This is a genomic window from Halalkalibacter oceani (assembly GCF_040544555.1).
Taxonomy (GTDB): Bacteria; Bacillota; Bacilli; order Bacillales; family Bacillaceae_D; genus Halalkalibacter; species Halalkalibacter oceani.
Genome location: NZ_JBEPKD010000023.1, coordinates 36,785 through 59,733 on the forward strand (window position 1 = coordinate 36,785; position 22,949 = coordinate 59,733).

General features: G+C 46.3%; 25 protein-coding genes. 23 read left to right on the top strand and 2 right to left on the bottom strand.

The window, feature by feature from the left end:
* The first annotated feature begins 42 nt into the window (after positions 1-42).
* From flgM to fliT, 20 genes are all read left to right on the top strand, one after another.
* Positions 43-303, top strand: coding sequence for a flagellar biosynthesis anti-sigma factor FlgM (gene flgM / locus ABMB67_RS18690; protein WP_251193630.1), 261 nt, complete (start codon positions 43-45; stop codon positions 301-303).
* A 24-nt stretch (positions 304-327) separates the two neighbouring features.
* On the top strand, positions 328-825 hold the full coding sequence (locus tag ABMB67_RS18695) for a flagellar protein FlgN (RefSeq protein WP_354573003.1): 498 nt from the start codon (positions 328-330) through the stop codon (positions 823-825).
* A 21-nt stretch (positions 826-846) separates the two neighbouring features.
* Positions 847-2,622: a flagellar hook-associated protein FlgK gene (gene flgK, locus ABMB67_RS18700; protein ID WP_354573004.1), complete on the top strand. Its 1,776-nt coding sequence runs from the start codon at positions 847-849 to the stop codon at positions 2,620-2,622.
* 16 nt (positions 2,623-2,638) lie between these two features.
* Positions 2,639-3,796, top strand: coding sequence for a flagellar hook-associated protein FlgL (gene flgL / locus ABMB67_RS18705; RefSeq protein WP_354573005.1), 1,158 nt, complete (start codon positions 2,639-2,641; stop codon positions 3,794-3,796).
* Between the two features lie 22 nt (positions 3,797-3,818).
* Positions 3,819-4,409: a DUF6470 family protein gene (locus ABMB67_RS18710; RefSeq protein WP_251224804.1), complete on the top strand. Its 591-nt coding sequence runs from the start codon at positions 3,819-3,821 to the stop codon at positions 4,407-4,409.
* A gap of 119 nt (positions 4,410-4,528) precedes the next feature.
* Positions 4,529-4,969, top strand: a complete 441-nt coding sequence (gene fliW, locus ABMB67_RS18715; protein WP_354573006.1) for a flagellar assembly protein FliW — start codon at positions 4,529-4,531, stop codon at positions 4,967-4,969.
* A complete protein-coding gene (gene csrA / locus ABMB67_RS18720; RefSeq protein WP_251223426.1) occupies positions 4,970-5,203 on the top strand; it encodes a carbon storage regulator CsrA in 234 nt (77 codons plus the stop codon).
* Positions 5,204-5,784: 581 nt separating this feature from the next.
* Positions 5,785-6,267: a hypothetical protein gene (locus ABMB67_RS18725; protein WP_354573007.1), complete on the top strand. Its 483-nt coding sequence runs from the start codon at positions 5,785-5,787 to the stop codon at positions 6,265-6,267.
* A gap of 419 nt (positions 6,268-6,686) precedes the next feature.
* Positions 6,687-6,998 carry a hypothetical protein gene (locus ABMB67_RS18730; protein ID WP_251223424.1) on the top strand — a complete coding sequence of 104 codons (312 nt, stop codon included), beginning with the start codon at positions 6,687-6,689 and terminating at the stop codon, positions 6,996-6,998.
* Positions 6,999-7,274: 276 nt separating this feature from the next.
* Positions 7,275-9,110, top strand: coding sequence for a flagellin N-terminal helical domain-containing protein (locus ABMB67_RS18735; RefSeq protein WP_285890409.1), 1,836 nt, complete (start codon positions 7,275-7,277; stop codon positions 9,108-9,110).
* A 245-nt stretch (positions 9,111-9,355) separates the two neighbouring features.
* Complete coding sequence (locus tag ABMB67_RS18740; RefSeq protein ID WP_354573008.1) at positions 9,356-10,747, top strand: VWA domain-containing protein; 1,392 nt, start codon at positions 9,356-9,358, stop codon at positions 10,745-10,747.
* Positions 10,748-10,923: 176 nt separating this feature from the next.
* Positions 10,924-11,757, top strand: coding sequence for a flagellin N-terminal helical domain-containing protein (locus ABMB67_RS18745; protein ID WP_354573009.1), 834 nt, complete (start codon positions 10,924-10,926; stop codon positions 11,755-11,757).
* A gap of 151 nt (positions 11,758-11,908) precedes the next feature.
* Positions 11,909-12,151, top strand: coding sequence for a hypothetical protein (locus ABMB67_RS18750; protein WP_251223421.1), 243 nt, complete (start codon positions 11,909-11,911; stop codon positions 12,149-12,151).
* A gap of 62 nt (positions 12,152-12,213) precedes the next feature.
* Positions 12,214-12,594 (top strand): DUF8042 domain-containing protein, encoded by a 381-nt coding sequence (locus ABMB67_RS18755; RefSeq protein ID WP_251223420.1) that lies wholly within the window; start codon positions 12,214-12,216, stop codon positions 12,592-12,594.
* Positions 12,595-12,625: 31 nt separating this feature from the next.
* Entirely contained in the window at positions 12,626-12,853 is a 228-nt protein-coding gene (locus ABMB67_RS18760) for a hypothetical protein (RefSeq protein ID WP_251223419.1), read from the top strand.
* An 18-nt stretch (positions 12,854-12,871) separates the two neighbouring features.
* Positions 12,872-13,072, top strand: a complete 201-nt coding sequence (locus ABMB67_RS18765) for a YjfB family protein (protein WP_251223418.1) — start codon at positions 12,872-12,874, stop codon at positions 13,070-13,072.
* A gap of 129 nt (positions 13,073-13,201) precedes the next feature.
* Positions 13,202-13,567, top strand: coding sequence for a flagellar protein FlaG (locus tag ABMB67_RS18770; protein WP_251223417.1), 366 nt, complete (start codon positions 13,202-13,204; stop codon positions 13,565-13,567).
* A 33-nt stretch (positions 13,568-13,600) separates the two neighbouring features.
* Positions 13,601-15,634: a flagellar filament capping protein FliD gene (gene fliD / locus ABMB67_RS18775; RefSeq protein ID WP_251223416.1), complete on the top strand. Its 2,034-nt coding sequence runs from the start codon at positions 13,601-13,603 to the stop codon at positions 15,632-15,634.
* A gap of 89 nt (positions 15,635-15,723) precedes the next feature.
* The gene (gene fliS / locus ABMB67_RS18780) at positions 15,724-16,125 is read left to right on the top strand and encodes a flagellar export chaperone FliS (protein WP_251223435.1); all 402 of its coding nucleotides are present in this window, start codon (positions 15,724-15,726) and stop codon (positions 16,123-16,125) included.
* Positions 16,125-16,487, top strand: a complete 363-nt coding sequence (gene fliT, locus ABMB67_RS18785; RefSeq protein WP_251223415.1) for a flagellar protein FliT — start codon at positions 16,125-16,127, stop codon at positions 16,485-16,487. Before fliS ends, fliT begins: the two co-directional genes overlap by 1 nt.
* A 508-nt stretch (positions 16,488-16,995) precedes the next feature.
* On the opposite strand, the gene ABMB67_RS18790 is transcribed toward fliT, so the two are convergent.
* Positions 16,996-17,886, bottom strand: coding sequence for a DUF6612 family protein (locus ABMB67_RS18790; RefSeq protein WP_251223414.1), 891 nt, complete (start codon positions 17,884-17,886; stop codon positions 16,996-16,998).
* Positions 17,887-18,462: 576 nt separating this feature from the next.
* Here ABMB67_RS18790 and ABMB67_RS18795 point away from each other — a divergent pair.
* Together ABMB67_RS18795 and hpf are read left to right on the top strand one after the other, a co-directional pair.
* Positions 18,463-18,660 carry a cold shock domain-containing protein gene (locus ABMB67_RS18795; RefSeq protein WP_035345405.1) on the top strand — a complete coding sequence of 66 codons (198 nt, stop codon included), beginning with the start codon at positions 18,463-18,465 and terminating at the stop codon, positions 18,658-18,660.
* Positions 18,661-18,874: 214 nt separating this feature from the next.
* On the top strand, positions 18,875-19,426 hold the full coding sequence (hpf, locus tag ABMB67_RS18800; protein ID WP_251223413.1) for a ribosome hibernation-promoting factor, HPF/YfiA family: 552 nt from the start codon (positions 18,875-18,877) through the stop codon (positions 19,424-19,426).
* A gap of 100 nt (positions 19,427-19,526) precedes the next feature.
* Here the strand turns inward: hpf and ABMB67_RS18805 are convergent, their stop codons facing one another.
* Positions 19,527-20,177: a glycoside hydrolase domain-containing protein gene (locus ABMB67_RS18805; RefSeq protein ID WP_354573010.1), complete on the bottom strand. Its 651-nt coding sequence runs from the start codon at positions 20,175-20,177 to the stop codon at positions 19,527-19,529.
* A gap of 233 nt (positions 20,178-20,410) precedes the next feature.
* Between ABMB67_RS18805 and secA the strand changes: the two genes are divergently transcribed.
* Positions 20,411-22,921 carry a preprotein translocase subunit SecA gene (gene secA / locus ABMB67_RS18810; protein WP_354573011.1) on the top strand — a complete coding sequence of 837 codons (2,511 nt, stop codon included), beginning with the start codon at positions 20,411-20,413 and terminating at the stop codon, positions 22,919-22,921.
* Positions 22,922-22,949: the final 28 nt, after the last annotated feature.

Genomic DNA, 22,949 nt, shown 5'->3' on the forward strand with positions numbered 1-22,949 from the left:
AAAACAATCGTATCACAAGGGGTCAAACAGTGAGGTGAGAGCATGAAAATCAATCCGTATCAATCCGTTCAGCAAAATCCATACCGCAAGCAGCTGGAAAAGCAGGATAAGGCTGCCGAGACGAAAGCGAAAAGCGATAAGCTTGAGATTTCCTTTGAAGCGCTGGAAATGCAAAAGGGGACAGCGATTGAAAAAGAACGTCAGACGAAGGTTGAAGATCTGAAGCAGAAGATCGAGGCCGGAGAATACAAAGTAAATCCACAGGCAGTGGCGAACAAGTTTTATCAATTTTGGAATGAGTAGAGATGAGGCAAAGGAGGAACGGGCATGTCAGTGAAGGCAATAACAGAGCTGCTTGAAGCATTGATTACGATTCATCACGAGTTAAATAAAGCAGCCAGGCAAAAGGTCGAGCTGATCAAAAAAGGTGATATGCCTGCCCTGGAAGAGCTTGTCCGCGCGGAAGCCAAGCTGGTGCGCAAGTCACAGGCGACGGAATCAATGCGGGAGAAGGTTGTCCGCACATTTCTTTTAAGCAAGGGAAAGGTAACAGAAAACGCAACGTTGGCCGAAGTCAAGGAATGGGCAACGACAGAGGAGCGTGAGCAGCTTGATGCCCTTCAGCAGCAATTGGTCACAGAGCTTCATTTATTAAAGCGGCAAAACGAACTAAATCAGCAGCTTATCGAGGAATCGTTGCGGTTTGTCAATCTTTCCCTTGATTTAATGGTGCCGCACCAGGAGGATATCAGCTACAAGCGTCCGAACGAGCGCGATGACCAGCCTTACGATACCGGACACTCCTTGTTCGACTCAAAAGCTTAACTTGAATGGAGGATAATTCAGATGCTATCAACGTTCCACGGTTTAGAAACAGCACGACGGGCGATGATGACCCAGCAATACGCTCTACATACAGTCGGTCATAATATCGCCAACGCCAACACGCCGGGCTATACGAGACAGCGTGTTAACTTTGCGCAAACGGAGCCTTACCCGTCCAGCGGCATGAACAGCCCCCGCATCCCCGGTCATCTCGGTACCGGCGTCAAGGCCGGCTCGGTTCAACGCGTGCGCGAAGCATTTCTTGATGTGCAGTACCGCAATGAATCGAACAAGGTTGGCTATTGGGATGCCCGCTACAACGCGCTGATGAAAATGGAGGATATTTTAAATGAGCCTTCAGAAAATGGACTGAACCACCAGATTGACCTTTTCTGGCGATCGTTTCAGGACTTGGCCGGCAGCTCCGATGATTCCGGCGCCCGCTCCGTCGTTCGCGAGCGCGGCCGTTTCATCGCCGAAAGCTTCAACTACATGCACGATTCATTATCTGAAATCCGCAATGATTACAAAAGCGAAATTGAAGTGACGGAAAAGGAAGTCAACGCGCTTCTCCGCCAAATCGACAACGTCAATGAACAAATCCGCAAAGTCGAACCGCACGGCTACGTTACCAACGACCTTTACGACGAACAGGACCGCCTAATTGACCAGCTTTCCCGGATCGTCAACATCAAAGTCGAGCGCGAACAAAGCGGAGGTAAGCCGAGCGAAGTCGCCGAAGGAGCGGTAACGGTCTATTTGGTGAATGAGAATGGACAGGCTTATACGAAGCCGGTTTTGAATGATGCAGGTGAACAAGCAACGGGTGATGATGGTGAGCCGCTCTTTGAACCGATTAAGCTTGTGGATGGGACAGGGGCGCAAAGTTATTTGAAAATGAAGATTAACTTTGATGATACAAACAAAGCAGTAACCGGCTACTCCTTTATGAATCAAGTCAATGATGAGGAAACAGATGTAGCTTATGCAATAGATGACCTCCATACCGATATGCCACGTGGGGAAATGAAAGCCTTAATTGAGGCGTATGGCTACGAGACAACGGTCGGCGGGGAAACTCAGATTGTCGGCACCTATCCCGATATGCTCGCGGAGATTGACTTAATGGCTTATAAGTTCGCTACCGAGATTAACAATATTCATAAGCTCGGCTTTACGCTTGGAACAGAAAGTGAGGCTGCGACAAATGGTGACGACTTTTTTGACTTAGGCGGCCTTACTGGTCCGGCGGGCGCAGCGAAGGCGATCAAGATCGACGCCGCTATTGAAGCAAGCCGCAATAACATCGCCGCAGCTGGGGTGAATCTGGATGCGTTGACTAGCGGTGCAAGAGAGTCTTATGAGACCTTAATGAGTGCCTCTCCTAGAGATTATGAGGCTCTCCATGCATTATTAGGAAATAATGATAATTTCATTGAAGGCATGCCAAAAGCCTATGCCGGAAGCGGAACGAATGCGCTTGAATTAGCGAATATGAAGGACATTATTATGGAATTCAGCTCGGGCAATTCAGGCACGATCAGCAGCTATTATCAAAGCGTGATCGGCGATATGGCTGTTGAGGCCCAGGAATCGGCGCGGATGGCGGACAGCTCATTATCGCTGCGAGACAGTGTTGAATTTCGCCGCCAGTCCGTCAGCAATGTTTCGGCGGATGAGGAATTTACATTAATGATTCAATTTCAGCACGCCTATAATGCGGCGGCGCGAAACATCACGATGGTCGATGAGATGCTTGACCGGATTATTAATAATATGGGGATAGTCGGAAGATAAGGATAGGTGAGAAACGATGCGTGTAACACAAATGATGCTATCAACAAATTCATTACGGCATATCAATCAGGGCTATAACCGCCTTGCCTCGTTGCAGGATCAGCTTGCCACCGGCAAAAAGATTACTCGCCCGTCGCAGGACCCAGTTGTGGCAATGAAGGGAATGCGCTACCGCACCCAGGTTACGGAAGTGGACCAGTTCAAGCGCAACCTCAGTGAAGCCTATAACTGGCTGGATACGGCGGATGCTGCATTGGATCAGGCGACGGAAACATTGCGGCGGATTCGCGAGCTGGCGACCCAGGGGGCCAATGATTCCTACAATGCCGAGGAGCGGGCAAACATTGCCAAGGAAATCCAGCAGCTGCGGGAGCATTTGCAGTCCCTCGCCAATACAAAAAGCAGTCACCGCTATATTTTTAATGGGACGGACACGACGAATGCGCCGATTATTGATATGGAGAAGATCGATATCGGGCTGGAAACGTTGTTTGATCCAAACACGGAGCTTGATAAGATTGAGCTCAGCTACGATGGGAAGATTTTTAAGGAAGTTTCAAATGAGAACGGCCAAATAGTTTTTCAGGCGGCAGGGCAGGAAGATGTGCGTCTTATTATAGAAGAGAACGGGAACAAAGCGACGTTCAGCAGACCAAATCCAAATTATAATGAAAGTGATCCGACAAGCGAAGAAACGATCACCGAAACTCTGCGCCCAGCTGATGTCATCGCCTCATACAATGATGCTGTTTCGATTAACACGCAAACGGTTGAAATCGAATTGCTGAAGGGTGTCACGATTCCTGTGAATGTCGATCCGGCGAACATTTTCAACAATGCGCTTTTCGGCGATATTATCAGGCTGGAGCATGCCCTCAATGATCCGGGAATTTCCGGCAATGATTTGACCGGGTATATCGACAATGTTTTTGGTCATATTGACCAGTTTGTCGCCGAGCGTGCTGAGCTCGGTGCCCGTGTGAACCGGGTGGAGATGATGGAAAGCCGCTTAATGGAGCAGGAGGTCAGCGCGAAAAACATTATGTCCAACAATGAGGATGCCGATATTGAGCAGGTGATTATCGACCTGACGATTCAGGAAAGCGTTCATCGTGCCGCTCTTGCCGTTGGCGCGAGAATCATTCAGCCGACATTACTCGATTTCCTCAGATAATTGAGCAAAGGAGGAAGCTCGCTTGCAGCTGCCTACGCTTGAGATTCATTCAACAGACGCCTATATCGGCATGAGCTCTCATCGCCCCGGCCCGCGTATCTCGCAGCCGTCCGCCGATCTGCAAATTCGTCAGCAGCATGTCGGCATGATCGAAATTAGTCAAACCGCCGCGAAGCTGTTTATTGACCAGAGACAGGCTTTTGCCGAGGCGAATTTAAAGACCCCGTTGCGGATGGCAAATGACTACTGGAACAAAACGACGAGCGTCGTTCACCAGTATCTTGCGAAAAAAGCCCAGCAAGGGGATCAAATGATGAAAATCGAAAACGGCGCGCGGGGCGGGGCCGCTTTTGCCCAAATCGCCAAAGTGAACGGCGAGCGGGCGCCACAGAAAGCGGTCTATACGACAATGCCGCGTTCGGCTTTCAGCATCTCATTTGATTATCAGCCCGGGCAGCTGTCGATGAAAGCTCCGTATAAGGAACCCGATATTACCGTAACCCCCCGTCCGCCGCAAATCGAAATGCCGAAATGGCAGCTCGATGTCTATCTAAGACAGAAAAACAACATTTCCTTTCAAGCGGTCGGGACAGAAGTGAATATGGGATTGTGAGCAAAAAAGTCGCGATGGCGGCTTTTTTCTATGAAGAAAAAAGCGGGGAGAAAAGCCGAACAACCTCTTCCCTTATGATACAATGAGAAAAAATGCGGATAAGGTAAAGGTGATTGAAAATGAAAATTGAAACGAAATATCAAGGGATTGTGGAGGTCGCCGAAGACCGCTTCATTACATTTGAAAAAGGTCTTCCCGCTTTCGAAGAGGAAACTTCTTTTGTCCTCCTCCCTTTTGAAGAGAATACACCGTTTTATGTGCTGCAGTCGACGAAAAGCGCCAATGTCGCTTTTATTGTCGTCAATCCGTTTGACTATGTCGCCCAGTATGAAGTGAAGCTCACTGATTCGACGATTGAACAGCTTGAGATCGAGAAGCAGGAGGATGTCGCGATTTTTGTCATGCTGACGATTCGCGAGCCGTTCGCAGAAACGACAGCCAATCTTCAAGGGCCTGTTGTCATCAACGCCGCCAAGCAAAAAGGCAAACAAATTTTAATGAACGAAACGAGTTACCAGACGAAGCATGCGATTTTCGCTGCGGCAAAGGGGGCGAAGTAAATGCTCGTGCTCTCACGCAAGCTGAAGGAAGCGATTCAAATCGGCGATGACATCGAAATCACAATCTTGGCGATTGATGGCGACCAGGTCAAACTCGGCATCCAGGCGCCGAGACATGTCGACATCCACCGAAAAGAGATTTATGTCGCGATCCAAACCGAAAACAGCGAAGCCGCCAAAACCGTCTCGATCGACGGCTTGAAAGGTTTCTTAAAGGAACACCCGAACAATTGAGAAGGGCTGGGCAAACAGCCGTGTTTGAAAAACACCATGATGAATGAACACTAGTGTAAGGGGAGGGCAGAGAGGGGCAGAAGGAACGTCATTCCGTTATGTCGCTTTCAGGGCCCTTCTCGTTGGTGTACAAGGAACCTCATTCCGCTATTGTCGGTTACAAGGTGGTGGAACTGCTGGTTTTTGCCTAGTAACGGAATCTCGTTCCTCTCGATAGCTTCTCCAAGAAGGGAGTCTAGGCGGTGCAGAGCCATCCTTGAACTTCGGCCTTACTCTAGTAAGCATTGCTACTGGTTGAAAAAGATCCTTATTACCGTGATGAAGTAAAAAAGTTTGCACAGAAACTACGGCTTGATTTTTTCGGTAACCAGGAAATCGTCTATATTCCAAAAGGGAATTACAGGGAACATGTGCAGATGGAAAAGTTTTTTTCCGGGGTCGTAAATGATCTTTTTAATGAACAAGAGGCAACTCCACAAATGAAGAGGTATGTAAAAGAGAAAATGAAAACTGTTAATTTCCAGCAGCTGGTTGGAAAGGACAAATAAAAACAAGCCAAGATCAGAGTAAAGGGAGTGTTTATGATAAAATACGAACAAGATAACTTATTACTTGACTTAAAAAGATTAGTAGAATTAACTGAGCAAGCAGAATCAAAATTAGAAGGATATTTAAAAACAACTTACGAAAAACCAAACTTATATCGCGAACTAATGACTATATTATACATTAGCGATAATATAGTTGAATTATTTAATCCATCAATGACGACGGGTGAAATTTTTGGGTTACCAAAAGCACACTCAGGAGGGTCAAAGTATCCAGTTAAAGTGATAAAAGAAAATGGATGGGATTTTTCACAATGGTACAATGAAAAGGTTGGAAATATTAAAGGCGGTATCAAAAGAGCTATATATTATTATGAGATTGAGTATGATAAGTTGAATTTCAATGAAGATGCTTCTTTAGGTAAAGAGGATTTCATTCTTTCTGGTATCAAGAATGGTCTAAATCAAGTTAAGATATACGCTCAAACAGTATTAGAAATGACAGAAAAAGAGTAAATTTAAGAAGCAGCCGAAGAAGTAATTAGAAAAAAGAAACCAATCAAAACTTAAGCTAAATAAAGAGGGAAACGATGAACCTTCAAAAAGTAAGATTGTATATTGAAGCATTGGGAGTTAGCTTTATTATTACGAGCATTTTCTATGTGATTCCATTAGAAATCTATCTAGCTGGAGAGCCCAGATTAATGACGGTTTTTACTACATTATTTTTAAGTTATGTAACCTATAATTACAATCAATTATTCCATGAGTTATGGGATAGATGGTTTGGGAAGAAGTGATAGATTTATTCCAATCAATCCCCTGTTAGCAGGCCGTGGTGTCCCTGTTCAGTTAACATTCTTCCCAATGATGCCTGTTCGCCTTTACAGGAACAGACATTCGATATAGACTTAACCTAAAGGAGGTGAAAGCAAATGGAAAGCGAACTTTTCACGTTAGTCAAGCAAATGAACAAGCAGCTTCAAAATCTCGACAAGCGCTTTGATGAACAGGAGCGTTCCTTCAAACAGGCAATTGAGGAAAGTGAACAGCGCACAAATGTTAAATTCGAGCAACTGATCAAGATGACGGCGAAAAACTCGGAAGACATCGTTGCCCTGCGCCTCGAAATGAAAGAACGAACGGACAAGCTGGAGCTAGCCAGTTACCGCCACAAAACCGACATTGACCTCCTCTTTCAAGAAACCCTGTCAAACAAACGCGACATCGCCCAATTGAAAAACTAATCATAAAACTCCCCGTTTAGTCTTCTGTCGAATCGAAAATGGGGAGTTTTGTACGTAAGAAAAACCTCCTACATAACCGCCAACTGTTATCCAGACATAAATCAGACAAAAAAAGATAAAAAAATCCGAAAAACCATTTAACATTAGAGCCAACCTGTCGATATAACGAGTGTAAGCATCCTTTTGGCTCGGGCGGCCGACCAAACCAGAAGGAGTTGCTGACTAATCTATCTGGCCTACAAGGACGTGGGCGACACTTCAAGGAGGAAGTATATTATGATTATTAACAACAACATCCCAGCTTTAAACACGTACCGTCAAATGGGTATCAACCAAGGCGGCGCACAAAAGGCAATGGAAAAACTATCTTCAGGTCTTCGCATTAACCGTGCAGGAGATGACGCTGCAGGTCTAGCAATCTCTGAAAAAATGCGTGCACAAATCCGCGGCTTGGATCAAGCATCTCGTAACTCTCAAGATGGTATCTCTATGATCCAAACAGCTGAAGGTGCTCTTCAAGAAACACAAAACATCCTTCAACGTATGCGTGAACTTGCGACTCAAGCCTCAAACGATACAAATGTTGAAGTTGACCGTAACGAAATTCAGAAGGAAATCAATCAGCTAACCTCTGAAATCAACCGTATCGGTAACACAACTGAGTTCAACACTCGCAGACTATTAAATGGTGACTTGTCTTCTTCATATGAAGTAGCTCCTGAATCAACAACAGATGCAATTACAGTAGATGTAACGAAGGCAATTACTCAAACTGTTATTGTTGGCGAAGAGCCGGTGTCTTGGTCTGATGCTGATTCTCAAGTTGATTTTGATATTTCTTTTACAGGACCTGCGGCGAACGGGTTTGATTGGTCAACTTTAAATACTGACGAAACAAATGAACTATCAATTACAAGAACAGCTGACGGTTTCACACTATCTTTTGCGGGTCAAGATAGCGCTGCAGAAACTTTAGTAATTAATGCTGAAGCACTTGCCTACGATGCTGAGAATGACACATATACATTTGATAACCATGGAATTTCATTCTCGTTTACAGGTGAAGATGTTGAAAATTGGGCAGAAGGTGAATCTGTTACAATTGATTTAAATAAAGTTGACAATGCAAGTGGTGATGTTACTGGGGGAGTTAACACCATTGCCGAAGCGCAAGACTGGACAACGAATACAATTGCTGACCCTACTACAGAAACTGGTGCAGCTTTGACTAACTTTGAAGTTAATGGTGATTCTGCGGAATTACTTGCAGATGTTGCACAAGTCCATGTGGCGTGGGATAGTGCTGGTGGTGAGCTTTTGGTTGATTTCCGAGATGTTGACGGTAATTCTATTTCATCAAACACACTTTCTTGGGATGGAACCACAGCAATTTCATATAGCTCAAATGGAGTCTCATTTGACTTAGATGCCAATGACGCTACTGCTATCGAAGGGACATTCTCATTAGAAACAGCTACGACAACAGTGACAGTTACTCCAGAGGAAACTACAGCTGCCCAATTTGAAGATCGTTCACTATCTTTCCAAATTGGTGCGAATCAAAACCAGGCACTTAAACTAGCAATTAATGATATGCGTTCAGAATCTCTTGGAGTCAGTTCGACTGGAGCTGCAACTCAATGGGTTGAGATTTCTAGAGGTCATGAGTCATTAATTGAGGCTGGCACAATGATTACTGGTGATGATGCTGTTGCAGAAGGCTTAGATGCAGATAAATTTTATGTTCAAGCAACTTTCACATCTGGTAATGATGTGACAGACGGTACGAATGCTGCAGGAGTGGAACGTGGTTTATCCATGGAGAGCCACGAATCAGCTGCAGCTGCAGTTACAATTATAAATGATGCAATTGAACGTGTATCAGCAGAACGCTCTATGCTTGGGGCAACTCAAAATCGTCTAGAGCATACAATTTCTAACTTGAACAACTCTGCAGAGAACCTGCAAGCTGCTGAATCTCGTATTCGTGACGTGGATATGGCGCGTGAGATTATGAACATGACGAAGAACAACATCTTGGCTCAAGCTTCTCAAGCGATGCTTGCGCAAGCGAACCAAGCGCCGCAAGCGGTTCTTCAATTACTTGGATAATAGCATTTTCTTTTCAAAAGACTCTGGCGATGCCAGGGTCTTTTTTCTCGTGCTCAAGGGTGAAAAAAGATCGGGAGGTCTGGTCTATTTTCCTAGTTCGACAGGGTGAGTGGAACATTATCCCTAGTGCTCATTATTCAATTTTCTCGGACAGTAGGCAGAAATGTAATAATAGTTTGAATAGTTGTGGAGGTGGTGGTAAATTAGGATTTGGTTGTAAAGGATGGGAACGGGAGGATGAGGAGATGGAGAGGATACTGAGGTGGAAAGGGTGGTTGCTGCCGTTTTTTAGTTTGGCACTTTTACTTGGCTGTTCGGCAAATGATGAGGTGGAAGGCGAAGCGGATACGGAAGGGGAATTGGTCGAAGCAACGGCTGAAGAGGAAAGGGAGTTGGAGCCTGTGCCGGTTGCGGCGAATGTTGAACGTTTCCAGCATTCTGAGCCAGACATGCTCATGCGGGCTGAGCCGGGTATGTATCATGGCGACCAGTATGACGAGGAAATCGTGCTGGACGCTTTGAAGGCTGCGGTAGAAGAAGGGATTGAGGGGGAGGAGCTTTTTTATGTTCTCCTCGATTTAGTGGCGGAGGATTATCGAAAGTATCAGGATTATTTTGATCAAGTTGAAATTACGAGGCTGGACGTGACAGACCGCCCTGGTGAAATGGAGCTGGATGTTGAAGAGGGGGAAGCGCGTATCCCGCAAGCGAATGTTCAGGTGCTGTTTGATTCGAGTAGAAGTATGACGGGAACGGTCGATGGCGCTGTGAAAATGGAATTGGCGAAGGAAGCGGTGGAAGATTTTCTGGCGCAGATGCCGGACAACACGCATGTTTCCCTGCGTGTATACGGCCATAAAGGAGATAATACAGCGGAAGGGTATGCGGAGTCTTGCGCGGGTACGGAGCTGATGTATCCATTCAGTCCGTTTGAAGAAGACGCATTTTTAGAGGCGCTCGATCAGTTTGCGCCAACCGGATTTACCCCGATCGCCGCTTCGATTGAAGCGGCGAAAGAAGATTTGTTGGCCGCGGGCGGGGAACAGATTGAAAGTATTATTTATATTGTCAGTGACGGAGAAGAAACATGTGAAGGTGATCCGGTTCAGGCGGCGAGAGAGTTGCATGAAAGTGAGATAAACGCAGTTGTGAACATTATCGGTTTTGATGTGGCGAATGAAGAGCAGGAAGCGCTAATGGAGATAGCCGAGGCGGGTGGTGGTGAATATTTTTCAGCTGATTCAGCAAATCAATTAAAAGAAATTCTCCGCCAGCGTCGAAATGAGCTGATTAGCGAATGGCGCGAGTGGCAAAATGAAAATCTCTCCGAAAGTAGAGTGAGGCAGCAAGAGATAGTCGGAGAGTCGAGGGAACTGCAGATGGAGATGACCGAACTGACGAGAACAGAACAAGAAAGAATGGTTACGCTCTCTCGGCAATTAGAGGATGAGCTTGATATGAATATGCTGCAGCTGCGCAATGCCGCGAACAGCCGCGCTCTTGCTTTGCGAAATTACATGACGAGCACGTCGCTGCAAATCAGAAACGAAGCCGTGTCGACCGGCCTGTCGGAAAGAAATGAAGTGCTGCAAGAGGGATTAAACGAAAGACATAAGCTGTATAGAGGAGAGGAGTGAATAAAATAAAGGAGTGAACGGACATTTTTTAGTTAGGCTATCTTAAAGGGAACGAGACCCTTTTACGATAGCCTATTTTTTTAATCTAAAATTCTCCTTTTTGTAAAAAGTGAACGGGAAAAAGCCGATAAATACAAAAAAGAGGTGTCAGGCCTGTTGAAAGGAGAATCCGAACGATGATCATTCGCCACAATGGAATGGCGTTAACCGCCTATCGTCATTATCAGCAAAACAGCTTTTTGCTGCAGCGTTCAATGGAGCGCCTTTCTTCAGGTCAGCGGATCAATCGGGCGGCCGATGATCCGGCGGGTCTGGCCATTTCAGAAAAAATGCGCGCGCAAATCCGTGGTTTGGAGCAGGCGGCCCGAAATGCGCGCGACGGAATTTCCGTTTTGCAAACAGCGGAGGGGGCGCTAGCCGAGACGCAGGCGATTTTGCAGCGGATGCGGGAGTTGGCTGTGCAGGCGGCAAATGACACGAACACAGACAGTGAGCGCGAGGCGATTGCAAAAGAGCTTCAACAGCTGCGTGAGGCGATTGATTCGATTGGGAACTCGACGGAGTTTAATACGAGAAAGCTGCTTGATGGCTCTGGCGATGGCGAGAAGGTCTCACTTTCTTTGCAAATTGGCGCCAATAGCGGTCAAAGCATGCAGATCGAGTTTAACGATATGCGGGCGGGTGCTCTCGGGCTGGATGAAGAAGATGCCCTGGACGTGTCGACGCATGAAAAAGCGGAAGCGGTGATCGGGAGGCTGGAGAGCGCCTTGCGTCAAGTTTCATCAGAGCGTTCCCGAATCGGCGCCTATCAAAATCGGCTTGAGCATACGATTTCCAATTTGACGAATACGGCGGAGAATCTGCAGGCCGCTGAATCACGCATTCGCGATGTTGACATTGCCAAAGAGATGATGGAATATACGAAGCGGTCGCTTCTTGCCCAAGTCTCGCTGGCGATGATGGCCCAGGCCAATCAGCAGGCGCAAATGGTGTTGCGCTTGCTTCAGTAGACGTAAAGGAATGTTCAATGAAGAAAGAGGTCGTCTGAAAAAGGGCTCCCATTTCCCTTTAGACGACCTTTTTCTCATTTTACGCATTGATAGAGACCGTTTCTAAACGGGTATATAGTAATAAGGGGAGTTTATTACAAGGGAGGCGAGTATGAATAAACGAAATGAAGAACAACTAAGTTTTTTGAAAGAACAGTTGGAATGGAGTAAGCGCCAAACCTGGTTATTGGAAGAAATAGAGATGAAACTGCGCGCGATGAAAAAAATCGCAGAATATGCGTTGGAAGCCGATTTATCGGAGGAAGAGGCAAATCTGCTTAACCGGGAAATTACGGAATGCCAGCAGGAAGTGAAAGCGTTGCAGAAACAGCTTTCTCCTGATTATGTGCATTAATAGCCGCTCATTAAACAAAAGGGGATCGATTGCCGATATAATGGAAGAGGAACTTTGATGAAATGGGTGATCGGATGGAGCGCTATATCGATGTAATGAAGCAGGCACTGGCTGTCATGGAAACAATGGAGGAAGGGTTGGCTCATATTGCGACACAATTGCATGAAGGGCGTGTTGAGCAGTCCCTCCCTTTATTTGAAGATGTCATGACGGCTTATGCTGTGCTGGAGCGGTCGCTTTTCCCTGTATTTACTGAATTAAAGAGCGACGCGGAAAAAGGTGAGCTGATCAAGCTGCGCCAAAGCTTGGAAATGATCCTGACCGGCTACGAAGAGCAGGAATACGGACGGGTAAAAGAGGTGATTCAGTTCACCGCCCTGCCGAAAGTGAAGCAAGTGAAGAGTGGGCTGGAGCAATTGTTCTCTCCGTTTTTAGTTTCTTAAAATAGATAGAATGAATAGGAGGGGCGCCTGGATGGAGGAGCGCTTTTGTCCTGAGTGTGGACATGTCAAGGAGGAGTGGACGCTTCCTTTTTGTCATGCCTGTTACAAGCAGTTTCGCCTGGAGATTAATCAGGTGAAGGAGCTGCTGAAGAAGCAGCCGACACTTTCTGTTATGGACATTGCACGGGAAACCGGGTTGAGCGTGCGGCGCCTGAAACAGATGCTGGAATTTGGTTCTTTTCAGCGTCCTGATTATTGAACAAAAGGAGGTGTTACAATGGATATTGCTTTACTGTCTATGGCGATGAGTCAAGGACAAGTACAGCAGCAGGCCAGCATGGCGGTGATGAAGAAGGCGCTCGGTAATGCGGAGCAGCAGGGAGAGGCGTTGCAGAAGCTGATGGGTTCGGCCGATGCCGCTGCGATCCAGCATGCCGCCCAGCCGCATCTTGGTGGTTCAATTGATCTGAAATTATAGCAAAGCGACCTTCAAAGGGGGATGTCAACCTTTGGAGGTCTTTTTTATGGAGAAATGGTGAATCACTGCTAAACGAATGTGGTACACCCGCCGATATAAAAGATAACAGAATCTGCGGAGGTGCCACGTATGGACGTGAAAAGTGCTTCATCTCAAGGGTTGTCGAATGTCTTTCAGTCAAGTAAAAGTGATTCAGCTTCAAAGGAATCACCTTCCACGATCATTGAAAAAGGAATTGCATTTGCGAAAGAACAGTTTAAGGAAGAGGTCACAAAAGATCGGCTTCAAAAGCAGGCGGACAGCATGAATCAGCTTCTGGAAACGAATATGACAGCATTGAAATTTAACATACATGAAGATTTGAACCGGACTTATGTCCAGGTGGTGAATAGGGAGACTGATGAAATCGTGAAAGAAATCCCGCCGGAGAAGTTCCTTGATATGGTCGCCTCCATGCTGAAACAGGCCGGCCTAATTGTTGATGAACGAGTTTAATAAAGAAAGAAGTATGGAAAGGAGAGCGAAACAGTGAGAATTTCAGGTATGGCAACAGGAATGGATATTGAACAGATCGTAAAGGATCTAATGAGAGCGGAACGGATGCCGGTTAACAAAATGATGCAGGACCGCCAGACGATCCAATGGAAAATGGAGGACTACCGTGAAATCAACCGAAAGCTCGATACATTCCGAAACAACACGTTTGACTCGGTTATCCGTCAATCGAACATGCTGGCGAAAATCGTCACCAGCTCAAACGAAAGCAAAGTAACCGCGACCGCCGCAGCGAATCCGGGAAATGTTTCGTTGCGAATTAGTAACATCCAACAACTGGCAAAAGCAGCGTCTTATAACAGTACAGATAAAATTTCTGGAGGTGAGTCTAAGGTTAACCCGACAGCCACATTAGGCTCACAAACGTTTGCAGGTGAAGCGGCAGAAGGAGAAGCAAAGTTTGAGTGGCAGTCAGGGATTGTCCATCGTGAGAATGTTCGTCAGTCCACAGCCTCTGATACGGTTGACCTAGGGAAAGAAAATATTGTAAACCCAGAGGATATGGTTGTTAAAGTCAATGGAAAGGTCTATGATGTTGTGCTTAATGGAGAGGACCTAAATGAGAATTCTGTGCTGCTTGATGCAGAGAGTGGAACTTTACGGTTTGAGGAGCCTTTAGCTGCTGGAACGACCGTGCAAACAGTTTATATGACAGATAATGAAACTGAGGAATTCACTCTGGAAACAGGAAGAGCGACTTTTCAGGTTCAAAAGGGCGGGCTTGATGCAGCTTCTCTTTCCATTACAGCTGGTTCTACAACATATTCTGGTGCAGATATTATTACTGACCCTGAAGAATGGGGCGATGGACAAGAAGGTAAGGTGTTTGTCAACCTTGATACAGGGCAGATCAGGTTTAATGAAGAGCAGACGGATGTTTCAGTCACCTATGCGCAAAGCTATGCTACTGCAGGGATTTCTGCCTATAATGAAAAAGGTGAAGAAGTACGCGATAAATTTGTCTTTACAGCAAATCAGTCATTAAATACCGTCTTTACCGAACTTAGTCGTTCTCAAGTCGGAGTAAATGGGTTTTACGACGAGCATTCTGATAAAGTAAACATGACCCGGACGGAGACGGGGGTGTTTAACGAAAACGGAGATGAGATGACTTTTACTGGTTTTTTTGCTAGTGCTCTAAAGCTGGATGGTACACAGGAGAGCGGCGCGCAAAATGCAGTATTTGAACTCAATGGCTTAGAAACGGAACGACGCTCCAACACGTTTACTGTTTCCGGAATGACGATTACGTTAAAAGATACAGCGCCTGATGAAGAAATTACGCTTGGCGTTTCAACCGATACGGATAAAGTGTTTGATACGATCAAAGGCTTTATCGACGAATACAATGAGCTGATTGATTTTGTAAATGGCAAGATGACGGAGGAGCGCTATCGTGATTATAAGCCATTGACGGATGAAGAAAAAGAAGCGCTGTCCGAGAAGGAAATCGAACAGTGGGAAGAGCGTGCCCGCAGCGGTTTGCTTCGTAATGATCAGGCATTGCGCACGCCGTTTGATCAAATGCGTGTCGATATGTACAGCTCGGTTTCGGGGGAGCTGGCTACCCAATTTAACCATTTGTCGGCGATCGGGATTACGACGACCAATGATTATATGGCCAGAGGAAAGCTGGAAATTGATGAAGACAAGCTTCGTGCTGCGATTGAAAGCGACGCAGAAGGGGTTTTCCAGCTGTTTGCGGCGGACGGAGACAGCTTTGAAGAAAAAGGGATTGCCAGACGTGTGCGTGACACGCTCGATGGGGCGATTTCCTCGTTGGCCGAGCGTGCCGGTGGCTTCCGCGGGTTAGTACAGAACCATCAGTTTACGCTTGGACGTAATTTGAATGATATTAATGATCGGATTTCAAATTTTGAACGTCGCCTGCAGCAGGTGGAAGAGCGTTACTGGCGGCAATTTAACGCCATGGAAGCAGCGGTTCAACGAGCGAACCAGCAGGCAGAATCGCTCTTTGCCCAGCTATATGGAAATCAGGGACAATAATAAGGAATTATTTGCATCAATAGACTGTTATCGGCAATTATTTATAGTATAATAGTCTTAGAGTATGAGCCAAAAGGAAGGGTGACATGATGGCTGCAACACATATGCAAGCTGCTTACAAACAAAACGCAATGAAGACTGCATCTCCTGGCGAGCTGACATTAATGCTTTATAACGGCTGCTTAAAGTTTATCAAGCAGGCGAAACAGGCAATGGAAGCGCAAGAGATTGAGAAGCGCAATGAAGCGATGACAAAGGCCCAGAACATTATCCGTGAGTTGATGGTAACGTTAAAGACAGACTCCGAACTAGGTCAGAATATGATGAGAATGTATGATTTCATTCTCAATCGTATGGTCGAAGCCAATATTAAAAACGATGTTGTCATGTTGGAAGAAGCGGAGGAGCTTGTAATCGAGTTTCGCGATACGTGGAAGCAGGTTATTGCGGCTGACCGTCAGCAGCGTCACGGTGCGGGTGGTCAAGCCTAATGTCTGTCATCAAGACGTTATATCTCCAGACAGAGGCACTTTTTTCCTTTGTGAACGACCCTTTTCCGAAAAAAGATGAGGAGCGCGAAGCCTTTTTAGCCGAGCTTGATCAAAGGCTGGACGAACGAGAGAAGCTGATCGCGCAGGTCGACCGGTCGAGCTTAAATGAAGCAGAGCAGAAGCTTGGCGCCGAACTGATTAAATTAAATAAACGTTTAATGAATCGGCTGGAGCAGCTAAAACAGGAGATTCGCATGAATCTAACCGAGCTGCAAACGAAAAAAGCAACCAACCGAAAATACGAAAACCCATACGAAGGCCCCGGCTCAGACGGCATCTTCTTCGACAAACGTGGAGTGTAAGAACAGAATCCCCAGGCCCGGTGTTGGCCTGGGGATTCTGTTCGAAACAGACGCGGAACCGACGCCGGGTTTTGAAAATCAGGATGAAGTGGTTTTCTTCATCCTGATTGGCGTCGAGAGAAGCGGCTGTAAGAGAGTGAAAATCAAATCCCCAGGCCCGGTGTTGGCCTGGGGATTCTGTTCGAAACAGGCGCGGAACCGACGCCGGGTTTTGAAAATCAGGATGAAGTGGTTTTCTTCATCCTGATTGGCGTCGAGAGAAGCGGCTGTAAGGGAGTAAAAATCAAATCCCCAGGCCCGGTGTTGGCCTGGGGATTCTGTTCGAAACAGACGCGTTACGCGGCCGGCTGAAAGAAGCCTGTTTTCAAGCATAAAAAAACAAGGCAGTGGCTCCGTTCTGCGCAACTCCCATCCCGAACTCGGTATCGGAGTTTAAAACCATGCGCTGAACTCGCACACTGCTTTGAGCGTAAGCAAAAAAGGGAAAAACAACCGTTTTGCTTAAGCTCTATCCCACTTCCTCAAATTCTGTGTATTCGAGGTTGAATTCTTCGGCGGCATCGAGCACTTCGGCTGGAATGTCGATGCTTTCTATTTCATTGAAGCGGCTGAAGCTGGCCGAAGTTGTTGTTTGCATGGGGAGAGCTTCTCCTTCCAATGTAAGGGAGAAGTCCATTGACATGTCCATTTGTGTCTGGTAGAACGTTTCTTTATCAATAAGAAGCGTGTAATCAAGCGCTTCAATTGTAGCCAGGTTAGCCATTGAATCAAGCGTATTGGCAAATTCTTCATTGACCAGGCCGTTTAATTCCTCGGCGAAGCTCGGTAAAGCCGAGGCCGCTCCTTCGACATGGATGCGGTAATGCTTCGCTTCCTCTTCTATGGTGAGATGATCGGCGTATTTCAGTAACAGTTCAAGCTGCTCGGTTGGCTCGATTTTTCTTGTTTGCAGCTCTGATACGTTTTGCGCTAATTCGTCGGGATATGTAAACCAGGCATTTTCCATCGCATCACGGAAGTAAATTTCATTGTCCACGAGATACATTTCGGTTTCAATTTCCCCCATTTCAGGCACGTCCACAATCATCTTCTGGTAAGTGGCTAACGGTTTCTGAATGAAGTCCATGACCATTTCTGAGTCAGAAGTAAAGGTTTCTCCGTCGGGGAATTGCATCGTCTGCTGCATTTGCAATTCGGAGCTGATGCTCTTAACTGCCGTCATCACATCAACCGACCGAAGCAGAACCTCTTCAACAGAAAGAGCGGTTTCCTCTTCCTCTTCATGTATCTCCTGCTCGGGATTCGCCGGGGCATCGGAATCAGTATCGGCCGGTTCGCCGCACGCTGTCAAGAGCAGAACAGCAGAAACCCCGATACATACTCTTTTCCAAGCTATCATTCCAGTGGCCTCCCTTCTTATTCCATCATCTCTCTTACTTTACCAAACTTTTACGAATGATTATAGTAGGCAAAAGCTACGAAATCCAAAAAGGCACCCCTCCTGCTTTCTGGCGCCAAAGAGAGTGTGCCTTTTTCTTATTATGCGTGAAGGCGGGGAAAAAAGCCCTCATGGGGAACGAGGGGCTTCACACATTATAAAACCAGCCATGCTAATATGGGTGAGGAAAGGGTAAGTATTATGAGCATGGACTAGTGGAAGGGGCCATCCTAAACTCTATTGCATATTGCAAATTTGTCTATATATGTAAACCTTTATTACCATTCTAATGGGAAAAATGTCAGAAAACAAGGAAAAATTTAGATTATTCCAAAAAATAATCATTTTTGATAAGAAAGTAGGATATTCAAGGCGGAAAGTGAAGCGTTTTCAATTTTTTTTAATCCATTCGTCAAAATATTTCAATTTCTCCTGAAAGTTCGACAGGATAAGCGTTTGACATTGATTATAAGCACTGCTATAGTAAAAGTGTGGAAATTATCCACAGTATTTTAGTTACGAAGGGAATGTGAAAGCATGCAAGGAAAAGTAAAATGGTTTAACGCAGAAAAAGGTTTCGGTTTTATCGAGCGCGAAGATGGGGACGACGTATTCGTTCACTTCTCTGCTATCAATGCTGAAGGATTCAAGTCTTTAGACGAAGGTCAAGATGTTGAATTTGAAATTGTTGAAGGTGCTCGCGGACCTCAAGCTGCGAACGTTGTTAAGCTTTAATTCACATTCCTGGGTAGGAAAATGAATCATAGCTATAACTATTCAAACCCGCTTCTTTCTTAAATAGGAAGAAGCGGGTTTTTCATTTGAAGGATAACAAAAGCGGATATCTTTACGGAAAATCAACAAATTTAATCTGAGCTACATAATATGTTTAAGAAGGGTTTATAATGGGGTATATAGAAATAAGTACATAGAAAAGGAGGAGTTCTTAATGAAATACAATATTCGTGGTGAAAACATTGAAGTAACTCCAGCTTTACGAGACTATGTTGAGAAAAAAATCGGCAAATTAGAGCGTTATTTTGATACAACGCCTGTAGCGGATGTCAACGTAAGAATGCAAGTGTTAAACAATCAACATATAATGGAAATTACGATCCCGATGCCTCAGTTGCTATTGCGGGCAGAGGAAGTTCATACAGACATGTATGCGGCGATAGACAATGTGGTGGAAAAGTTAGAACGTCAGATTCGTAAGCATAAGACGAAAGTGAACCGGAAGTTTCGTCAAGAAGGCAGCTTGAAGTATATGTTTAAAAATGATCTTGAGCCGCTTGAAGAGGAAGAACCGGTTTCAGATGAATTAGAGGTCGTGCGTACGAAGCGGTTTAATTTAAAGCCGATGGACGCGGAAGAAGCGATTTTGCAAATGGATATGCTCGGACATAACTTTTTCGTCTTCTCAGATGCCGTCAATGGCAATACAAATATCGTATACCGCCGAAAAGATGGAAAGTACGGTTTGATTGAGCCGGAAGCATAAGAAAATCACGAGATGTTTCAAAAGCTGGATGAGGATCCCTTTTGAAACATCTCTTTTTTAGGTTGCCTCAAGGAAAAGCGTCGGCTTCGCGCGGCTTTTCTTAGCCCAATGTTTCATAGAGCTGCTGCTGCATGAGAACCGTGTCAATCGGGCAGGAGCTTGCGTCGCGGCCGTATTGCCAGGCCCAGACATTTGCTTCACAATCAGGCCCGCTTGGCGCATAAGGTGGAAAGCGCCGCTTCGTCGTGACGCCGGGCCCAGGCTCGGCGCTCCAGATGACAGCCTGCTCGCCGACGAGCGGGGTTGCTTCCGCCGCCTGACAAAAAGCTTCATTAAAAGGTCCTTCATCCGGGTCGGCATAAAAGCCGGGACGGAACGGGCTTTCATAGAAGGTCTCGACCCAGGCGGCGAGCCATGCGGCATCAACGTCAAAAAATTTTTCCACATTGGCAAAGATAAAGCTGCCTTCCGCCAAGCCTAAGCTTCGCGCCTTGAAAATCGCGTTACGCGCCGCGACAGAACCGGCCCGTTCGCCGACTGCTGCTGAAAAATTGTTGTAAATCGGCAAAAGCTTCATTCCTTTATCGCGGATGAAATGAGCTTCATCCACCGTTAACCCATCGCTCATTCCTGCAATATCTGATAAGTATCGCCCCCAGAAATCGGGCTGACCGAATTCCTGGACTACACATTGATAGAAATCCTCTGTCACACGGGCCGCTGAATCAACGCCCCAGTTTAAAATCGCCATGTCATCCCTCCTCATGCCCAGTGTATGCAGCGGGGACGATCTGGGCGAATACTTATTTCAGAAAAACTTGACGGACAAAGGAACTTATTGGTGCGGGAAGAACGGCCTTCCATCGCCGGACGCGAGAAGGGGAAGTCCTTGTAAGCTCCGATTTTACCTGCTAAAATTATCGTAGTGTGAAAATGCTTCATGCCCGCTTGTCGGGTGGGCTGAAAGAAGAGAGGACGAATTCGATGTTAGGTCTATTAAAGAAAGTAATCGGCGATCCAAGTCAACGTCAATTAAAAAAGAACGAAAAAATCGTTGAACAAATTGAAGCGTTGGCGCCTGAGATGAAAAAGCTGTCAGATGATGGTCTTCGCCAGAAAACAGAAGAATTCAAGCAACGTCATCAGCAAGGAGAATCACTTGATGACTTATTAGTAGAAGCGTTTGCGGTCGTACGCGAAGCGGCGACACGCGTCTTGCATATGACACCGTATCCGGTGCAACTTCTTGGGGCGATTGCCCTTCACCAGGGAAATATTGCCGAAATGAAAACTGGGGAAGGGAAAACCCTTGTCGGTACGATGCCTGTTTATTTGAATGCCTTAACGGAAAAAGGCGTTCATGTCGTGACTGTGAATGATTATTTGGCTCGCCGTGACTGCGAAATTATGGGTGAGCTTTATCGTTTCCTCGGGTTAACGGTCGGACTAAATGAATCCGGACTGTCGAAGGAAGAGAAGCAGGAAGCGTACCGTGCTGATGTCACCTATAGTACAAATAATGAGCTTGGGTTTGATTACTTGCGTGATAACATGGTGCTCTACAAAGAACAAATGGTTCAGCGTCCGCTCCATTTTGCGTTAATTGATGAGGTTGACTCGATTTTAATTGATGAAGCGCGGACACCGTTAATTATCTCCGGCTCTGTTGAGCGTTCGACCCAGCTTTACCAGCAGGCAAATTCTTTTATCCGGACGTTAAAAAAGGAAGAGGACTATACGCTTGATGAAAAGACGAAAAGTGTGCAGCTGACTGAGGAAGGGGTTAATAAAGCCGAGCGTGCTTTTGGCATTGATAATTTATATGATCAACAGCATGTACAGCTGAACCACCATCTGACTCAGTCATTAAAGGCGCACGTCGTGATGGCGCGTGATACCGATTATGTCGTCGAGGACGGCGAGGTCGTGATCGTTGACTCTTTCACTGGACGTTTAATGAAGGGGCGGCGTTACAGCGACGGGCTGCATCAGGCGATTGAAGCGAAGGAAGGCCTGCCGATTCAGCGTGAGAGCATGACGCTTGCCTCCATTACATTCCAGAACTATTTCAGGATGTATCAGAAGCTTGCCGGGATGACGGGTACGGCGAAAACGGAGGAAGAGGAATTCCGCAACATTTATGGAATGGACGTCATGGCGATTCCGACGAACAAACCGATTGCCCGTGATGATCGTCCTGATTTAATTTTTAAAACGATGGAAGCGAAGTTTAAAGCAGTCGTTAATGAAATTGAAGAAAAACATAAAAAAGGACAACCTGTTCTTGTCGGTACGGTAAGTGTCGAGACATCTGAACTTGTCTCAAGTCTGTTAAAGAAAAGGCGGATTCCGCACCACGTCCTCAATGCGAAAAACCATGAGAGGGAGGCCGAGATCATTGAGAATGCGGGGCAAAAAGGCGCCGTCACGATTGCGACGAACATGGCCGGCCGTGGTACCGATATTAAGCTGGGTGAAGGGGTAATCGAGCTTGGCGGTCTCCATGTGCTCGGAACGGAACGGCATGAAAGCCGGCGGATCGACAATCAGCTCCGCGGTCGTGCCGGCCGTCAGGGTGATCCGGGTTCTTCCCAGTTTTATCTATCGATGGAAGATGAGCTGATGCGTCGCTTCGGCTCTGATAACATGAGAGCGATGATGGAAAAGCTCGGGATGGAAGATGATCAGCCGATTGAAAGCAAGCTCGTTTCCCGTGCGGTTGAAACAGCGCAAAAACGCGTGGAAGGCAATAACTTTGACGCGCGGAAGCAAATTTTGCAATATGATGATGTCATGCGTGAACAGCGCGAAATCATTTACAAGCAGCGCGTTGAGGTCCTTGAATCGGATAATCTTCGTGAAATTGTCGAATCGATGATCAAGTCTGTCATTGAGCGCACCGTGCGCCTCCATACGCCGGAAAGTGAAGTGCCGGAGGACTGGGATCTTGGTGCGATCGTCAATTATATGAAGGCCCAGCTTTTGAACGAAAATGATTTGACAGAGCAGGAGCTGCGCGGTCTCGATCCTGAAGAGATGATCGAGCTGATTACCGAGAAGGTGCTCGCCAATTATAATCAGAAGGAAGAGGAATTTACGCCGGAATACATGCGTGAATTCGAGAAGGTCATTATGCTGCGGACGGTTGACCGGAAGTGGATGAACCATATTGACCAAATGGATCAGCTCCGCCAAGGAATTCATCTTCGTGCATATGGTCAGAACGATCCGTTGCGTGAGTATCGTTTTGAAGGATTTGAAATGTTCGAGCAGATGATTGCGTCGATTGAGGAAGAAGTATCGATGTATGTGATGAAAGCCCAGGTACAGCAAAATCTTGAGCGCCAAAAGGTCGCTGAAGGGCAGGCTGTTCATCAAAGCACAGAGCAGCAGCCTAAGAAGCGCCAGCCGATCAGAAAAGGGGTCACCGTCGGGCGGAATGATCCGTGTCCATGCGGCAGCGGCAAAAAGTACAAAAACTGCTGCGGCGCATAAGCAGCTATATAAAATAACGAGGTAGAGG